The 6,701-nt window shown below is 66.1% G+C and carries 9 protein-coding genes and 1 pseudogene; all 10 read right to left on the minus strand.

All coding sequences use genetic code 11. From position 1 onward, the window contains the following. Position 1 precedes the first annotated feature (1 nt). Complete coding sequence (locus tag ABZX85_RS47665) at positions 2–253, minus strand: hypothetical protein (RefSeq protein WP_355884485.1); 252 nt, start codon at positions 251–253, stop codon at positions 2–4. A gap of 375 nt (positions 254–628) precedes the next feature. Beyond that, complete coding sequence (locus tag ABZX85_RS47670; protein ID WP_355884487.1) at positions 629–943, minus strand: hypothetical protein; 315 nt, start codon at positions 941–943, stop codon at positions 629–631. A 117-nt stretch (positions 944–1,060) separates the two neighbouring features. After that, positions 1,061–1,276 carry a hypothetical protein gene (locus tag ABZX85_RS47675; protein ID WP_355884489.1) on the minus strand — a complete coding sequence of 72 codons (216 nt, stop codon included), beginning with the start codon at positions 1,274–1,276 and terminating at the stop codon, positions 1,061–1,063. Positions 1,277–1,526: 250 nt separating this feature from the next. Beyond that, positions 1,527–1,925 (minus strand): hypothetical protein, encoded by a 399-nt coding sequence (locus ABZX85_RS47680; protein ID WP_355884491.1) that lies wholly within the window; start codon positions 1,923–1,925, stop codon positions 1,527–1,529. 2 nt (positions 1,926–1,927) lie between these two features. Further along, positions 1,928–2,425: a hypothetical protein gene (locus ABZX85_RS47685; RefSeq protein WP_355884493.1), complete on the minus strand. Its 498-nt coding sequence runs from the start codon at positions 2,423–2,425 to the stop codon at positions 1,928–1,930. A gap of 215 nt (positions 2,426–2,640) precedes the next feature. After that, entirely contained in the window at positions 2,641–2,883 is a 243-nt protein-coding gene (locus ABZX85_RS47690; protein ID WP_355884495.1) for a hypothetical protein, read from the minus strand. A 115-nt stretch (positions 2,884–2,998) separates the two neighbouring features. Next, the gene (locus ABZX85_RS47695) at positions 2,999–3,406 is read right to left on the minus strand and encodes a hypothetical protein (RefSeq protein WP_355884497.1); all 408 of its coding nucleotides are present in this window, start codon (positions 3,404–3,406) and stop codon (positions 2,999–3,001) included. A 153-nt stretch (positions 3,407–3,559) separates the two neighbouring features. Further along, on the minus strand, positions 3,560–3,967 hold the full coding sequence (locus ABZX85_RS47700) for a hypothetical protein (RefSeq protein WP_355884499.1): 408 nt from the start codon (positions 3,965–3,967) through the stop codon (positions 3,560–3,562). A gap of 374 nt (positions 3,968–4,341) precedes the next feature. Then, complete coding sequence (locus tag ABZX85_RS47705; protein WP_355884501.1) at positions 4,342–5,163, minus strand: hypothetical protein; 822 nt, start codon at positions 5,161–5,163, stop codon at positions 4,342–4,344. Between the two features lie 590 nt (positions 5,164–5,753). Then, positions 5,754–6,523, minus strand: a pseudogene (locus tag ABZX85_RS47710) (transposase family protein). Positions 6,524–6,701: the final 178 nt, after the last annotated feature.

A 6,701-nucleotide genomic window follows, 5' to 3' on the forward strand; every position in this document is an offset into this window, starting at 1 on the left:
CTCAGGAATCGCTCACCGGCCGGGAAAGGAGTTTCACTTCGTCCACCGCGCGTTCGTTCACGTTGAGGCTGGCCCCGTCGCCGCCGGTGACGGGAAGGTCGTCGACCCACAGGCTGTCGTCGTCGGCGAGGTACTCCCTCAGGGCTTCCGGGTCGTCGGCCACCTCGGTGGGGACGTCCACGGTGAGGGGGAACCGGTAGGTGACCTCCTCGGTCACCGTGAGCTCGATCTTGACGTTCGCCGTGTTCTCCATGTGCTGCACTCCCTTGTCCCCCTCTCTACCGGGATGGACCGGGGGTGCCGCCGCTCCAGGTGGCGGTGGCACCTCCGGGTGGACCCGTACCCCCTCCCTCCGGGGGGGGAGGAGAAGAGGAGGGGGTACGGGCGTCAGGGGCGGCGGACGTGCTGTGCGCGCCCGCCGTGTTCGTGAAAGGAGGTTCTCTCGGCTCCGGTTCGGCGCACGGGTGCCGCAAGGCCGGTCGTCCCCGCCGTGGTGATGTGCGGTCAGAGCAGGTTCGCGACGTCCGGATACAGGTCGCCCCGGGTGACGACGCGCTCCGGTTCGAGGCACGTCTCCTGCGGGGCCGCGCCCTTGATCCGCCGGTAGGTGATCGTCCCGGGGGTACGCTCAGGCGCCGTTCGTGCCCGGTGTGAGCCACTTCTCGATCACGACGCGCTCGCCCTCGGGGTCGGCGCTCACACAGGCGACGGCCCGCAGGACGCGGCCCCGGCCGTCCGACACCTGCCGCACGGTGACCGTGTCGAACGCGGGTGTCAGCAAGGCTGTGGCCGTGATCGGCTCGCGGGGTGTCTCCCCCCAGTCGACCTTGACGAACAGGCGGTAGGGACAGAACTCCCGGACGACCCCGGCGTCCCGGGCGGGGTCGTCGACGTGCCGGACCCGCCGGCCGATCTTGATGTCGTACAGGTCACTCATGCTCATCGGTCCCTCCCTCCAGGGCGGTAACGGCGCGCGGGGAGAACGGGCCCGGTCCGCTGGCGCTTCCGCCAACGGCCGGGCCGGGGCCCGTCGTTCACCGCACGGATGCGGCCACCCCTGTCATGTGATCGCGCAGGTCGGCGGGAACCTCGTTCCACCCTGCTCACGCTGGAACTGTGGCATCTGCCCGAGCCACAGTTCGTCGTGTCCGGCGAGGTAGGCGTTCAGGGCGTCCGGGTCGTCCGCCACGCCCACGGGGACTTCCACGGTGACCGGGAACGCGTACGTCACCGTCTCCGTCACCTCCATGTCGACCGTCACCGTCTCAGTACTCACGTCCGTCTCCTCCTCGGAGTCGGGGAAGGGTCGGGGCCGCCGCGTCGAACGCTGCGGCGCCCCCGCGTAAAACCCGCGCCTTCCCAGGGCAGAGGAACCCGGGAAGGCGCGGGAGCTTTCTGTGTCGGCCGGTGAACTCTGCCGGGCCCGAGAAGCCGGGGTGGTGCCGTCGGGTACGACGGCGTCACCCCGACCGAGGCCCGCGCCTCCGCTTCAGGAGGCGTCGCGCGGGCACGGGATGCTGGCGGGCTCAGCCACGGCTCACCGCGTGGAAGACGGCCGCGCGCTGCTGCGGGGACCAGTCTTCGGTCAGCCGGACGCTGGTCTCCGTGACCCGGTTGTCGCCCCGGTAGGGGTCGTCGTACCGGCCGCTGAGCCAGGCGTGTTCGGGGACGGCCTCACCGACCGGGCAGAACGACGGCTCGCTCGCCCCGGTCGGCCCGATCGTGCGGACGGCCCAGGCGATCACGTCGCCGTCCCACGTCTGCGCGTCGATCTCGTCGTACTCGACGCGGGTGGTGGACGGCCGCTCGATCGTGCGCCAGTCGCCGTCCATCCATTCCCCGCCGCAGGACTCCCCTTCCGGGGTGACGTCCTGTGGGGTGCGGTAGCTGACCACATGGCGGGTGATCTCGATCGTGTACGCCATGGTCAGGCCGCCTGTCCCACACCGGACGCGGGGCCCACGTCGTACGACGTCGCCCAGCCCTGACGGACGCTGTAGCTCTCGCTGTACTCCATGCGCACCGGCGCGAAGTCCCCTGCGAGGACCCCCGCCCGCCGGTCGCGCTTCGGCGGAGTGTCGTACCGGGGCCAGTCCCAGCTCCCGGGAGCCTGCGTGGGAGCGTACGGCAGTACATCCCGTTCGTCCTGCGGGAACGTGTCAGGCTCCGAGTGCAGTGCGTACAGCAGACCCTGATGACCACTGGTGGTGATCGAGTAACGCACGTGCGGAACGACGACCGTGCCGTCGTCCAGCACCCACGCGATCGGAGTGCTGTAGCTGAACACCTGATACCGGATGCGTCCGGCGACGGCGTCCGACCGGTACCGGTCGGCCCACTCCTGCGGCAACAGGCCGACGCAGTACGACTGTTGATCCGTGGCGCGCAACGCGCCGTAGGTGGTGAAGGGCTGACGGTTCGCCAACGCCCTCCGTACCGCCCATGATTGCGTGGCAAGCTTGGGCATGTCCCGTTCTCTCCAATCCGACCGGGACGGTGAGGGCCACCGAGACGCCCGGAGCCCGGACTCCGGGCGCGCGGGGCGGCATCCCCGCAGGCGCCATGGGGGCCCTCACACAGGGAAAAGGGGGGTGACCGGGGCCGACGGGCAGGATCACCGTCAAGCCCCGTACGACGCGCTCACGCCCGTGGCGGTACGCGCCCTGAGGCAAGGTTCTCCGGGTAGTCGGAGAACTGACCTACGACCGCGCCGAACGGCAGCTTCTCCAAGGTGCCGTCGGCGAATTCGATCTCGAACAGTCCCGCGTCCGGGCTGTCGGCGTAGTACGCCGTGCGAACCCGTCCCCACCGGTCCTGCCCGACGATCCGGACGACCTCACCGACCAGCGGCGGAACGTCCATCGAGCTGATCTTCCTGGCCATTGCCAGTCCTTCCGGGACGATCACGGTCCCGCCCGGTGAGGCGGGGATCTCGCGGACCGCAAGATCAGAAAGGCGCGCGTCCCAGCATGGACACGCGCCTCTCGTGATCCGGCGGTCACTCCCCGACGTGCACGCCCAACATGTTGAGCACCGGCCCCCATTCGGCGTTGCCGTACTCATGGACCATCCATGCGACGACCGCCGCCGTGAACGCGCTCGCGCACGTCGCCCCCGTGTGGCGAACGGCGTGCAGAATGCGCTCCCGGTCGGCGTACCAAGGGAGGTCGATCTTCACCGAGCAACCGAACAGCCGGGGGTGGAACTCCCTGTGAACGCGGCCGATCTTGGGGTGCGACCGGCTCGCGTGCACGCGGTGACCATCCGCCGGATGCTCACTGATCTTCTCGAACCGCCACGCCTGCCCTTCACTCGGGCCGGATGCCATGTGGATGGTGGCGCCCGGTTCGATGACAGAGGCAGTCGCGTCATGGATGAGCTGCATGATCTTCTCCTCGATGATCATGTGCCTGTTGCGGACGGGCGGCGGCACCCCTCGGTGGGGATGCCGCACCCATGCAACGCGGCAGACTCGCTCATCGGCACAAGGACACGGCGGTCGGTCCGATCACGCGCAGCAGCGCGCACCAGCCGATCGGACGACACGCCGGGTCGGACATCACGCGAGCCCGAACTGAAGATCGGCCCGCAGGTCGTCCCTGCCGGTACGTGCCGCCCAGCGGCGCATCCCGTCCACCCGGTGAGGGTGGAACGGTGCCCATTGGGTCGGGTCCACGCGCAGGAACTCCCGTGCCTCGTGCTCCTCGATCGAAATGATCATCCGGAGGAGTTCCGCGTACAGGTCCTCGTTGGTGCAGTCCTTGACCACCAACGGGAATTCCGCGTACGTGTTGATCTCTTCCGGGTATCCGGACGCGGCTTGGTCCCGGTTGCTGTTGCGGGCCGGGTACGCAATCCGCACTGTGATCGCGTCCTCGAAACGGCCCGTGTGATCGCTGGCGACGAACGCCCAGCCGGGCTTGTAGATCACGTCGGATATCAACCTGATCGCACTTTTCGCTTCCATGATCCTTCTCCGATGGATTCAGGACATGGGGGCTCCGTCATGAGCACCCCACTCAACGCGCGAGAAAATCGCGCGCTGAAGTGGAACTCAGCCGGTGAAAGAGCGAATAAAGCGTAGTGAACTCTCACCTAAATACGGCGACCGGAATCACCCGATTACCGATCAAGTGAATTTCTCGCGCATTTTCTTGCCATACCGGAAAACCGGCGCGAGACATCGCGGCGGGTTACTTCTCGCCGTATCGTCCCTCACTTAAATACGGCTCAAGAAATCCCCCAATCCCCGATCATGAGGGGATTTATCAAAGATTATTTCACCCTGAATGCCAGCACCCCTACCCGTTGAGGGCAGGGGTTCCGGTAGCCTTTCCGTGCCTAGCCAGTCTCCTGCTGCCGCATGCTGCGGTAGACCATTTCATCCCGCGCGGCGTCAAGAGCCGCAGACAGGGAGCGCAGTTCCTTGATCCCCGCATCGCGTGCACGCTGCACTTTCGACGACGAATTCCGGGGACCACCGTACAATTCCTCTGCTGCACGACCCAAGACACCAGCACGGCCAAGATCATCCGCCTCGCTGGCGTACCGAAGGAAGACACTAAGGGTTGGGAATTCACTTCCGTCGCCCCACACTGAACGGAAGATCTCCGCACTGTTACCCGCGAGATACGACGTGACCGCGAGCGTGGAAAGCTTGTCGACATACGGGATTCCACGCGCAGCCTGCTTTCCTGATTTTTCGTCGCCCCCCTGGAATTTCATGTCCAGCCGGTACCCGTTCCGCGCGGCAGCGTCCCGTACCGCCCAGTACTGGATCTTCTTCCGTGTGACGATGATGGTTTCGCCGTCCCGACGAACGTACTGCCATGCGCACGGCTCACGGTTGGCGACCCAGACTGCCGCTACCTCGTACTTCTCCATGATCTCGCGCAGTCGCTTCGCGAAGATCAAAACGGCGTCCTGTGTCACGTCGTCGCTCACGTCGTCGGTGCCGTACAGGGCGCGCCCACCCCTTGCGGCGGTCGCGCTGCCGTCCATGCGCTTGCGGGAACGGGTCGCGTCGACGGTGCGGCAGTAGCCGCGCGCAATCTTCCGCAAGTCCAAGAAGTCGTCTTCCGAGACACCTTTCAGGTCTTCCGCCGTGACCTCACCGCTCTTCGCGAATCCCTCGCTCCGAGTTCCCTCGGGCCGACTTTCCACGATCGTCTCCGATCATTCGGGGCGCTCACCCTTCCGAATTGCGCCGGTAATTCAATTGTCTCGCCATTTCAGAGCAATGCAACCAGGATTTGACATTCACGCCGAATTGCCCAGAGGAATTCAAGGTGCGGGAAATGGCGAAAATCCCTGCCACCCGGACCGCCGAATCAATCCCCCTTCAATTCGGCGGCGATCGAGCCGGCCAAACAATAGGAAATGAGAGAGATAAAATCACCCGAGGAATTCAACTGGGTCAATTATTTAAATTGACCCCCAATATGACGACCGGAGCGCGCCACCCCTACACACGTCTACTCGGGTACCCGTCGGGTACTCAGTTGCGCATGACATCGGCAGAACCAATACAGCCCCTACCTGCGGCAAGGCGAATACGGGTGTTTCCTGCCTAGCGGGAAGTGAGACAGGAAGCCGAAAAAGAAACGAGAAAGGAACCCACAAAGGAAGTGCGGGACAAGCCGAACTTGTCAGAATATCTCTACCAGTACCGCTCCCGACCTCTTCTCAGGTGATGAGGTCGGGAGCAGGTGGCCCCTCGGCTCGCGGGCCCCTATTCACAAGACTGAGCGTTTTCAGCGCTGACGCTCCAGGGTGAGGACTGCGGCAGTGATTGACGTCATTCGATTCGGGCTGCGCCGGGATCTGTGGAAGCTGCGTCAGGATTTCAGTCGTGCGATGCCGCGCTCGGCCGGTGCCCGTGCTGCGGACAGCGCGCGGTTGACGGTCTGTTGGGTGGGTGTGAGGTCACGGCCCGGCGGGCGTCTGAGGGCCGTCGTCACCCAGGGGCCGGCGCCCGCATAGGCGCGGTCGGCGAGGATCGGGATGCCCTGGCGTTCACAGATCCTGATGATCCGGTGGGTGCTGGCTGGGGGCACCCCCTCTGGGGGACGGTCAGGTCGTGCGCGCGGTCGGGCGGTGCGGGCGAGATCCACGGCAGCCGCCCGGCCGGGTCGGTCACCATCTGCACGTTCATCCCGTGGCGGCGGTGCTTGTGGGAGAAGTCGGCCCGGCTGTCACCGACCCGGTCGCATTCCGCCAGGGTGCCGTCCAGCAGGACGCACTCCGGGTCTGCCTCGCGCAGGGCACGCAGCAGACCGGGTGCGCGGTCGGCAGGTAGGCGGATCATCGCGGCCGTGTGAGCGTGGGCGGTACCGACGGAAATACCGAAGCCGGCCACGAGTTGGGCAAGGGTGTCGTGCCGGCGCAGGTACACCAGGCCGATGAGGGCACGCTGGTGCGGCGGGAGCTTGCAGCGGCGGTCACCCTCGCGGGTGACGATGAGCATCGTGGCCCACTCGACCAGGGCATGGGGCAGGTCGAGTGCGGCAGAATACGGAACCAACACGGCTCCTGTGGGTTGAGACTTCGGACGCCTCCCCCGACAGCACGGGAGCCTCGTACGTTGCGGGCACCGAACCCGTCACTCGATCCATACCTTTCTTCGTGGGTTGATCCGGGTCATTCGTAGGATCGGGACACCCAGGAGTGCCGGGTGTGGCTGTCACCCGAGAGCCGATGAT

The organism is Streptomyces sp. NPDC004539 (assembly GCF_040610055.1).
In the GTDB taxonomy this organism is placed as follows: domain Bacteria; phylum Actinomycetota; class Actinomycetes; order Streptomycetales; family Streptomycetaceae; genus Streptomyces.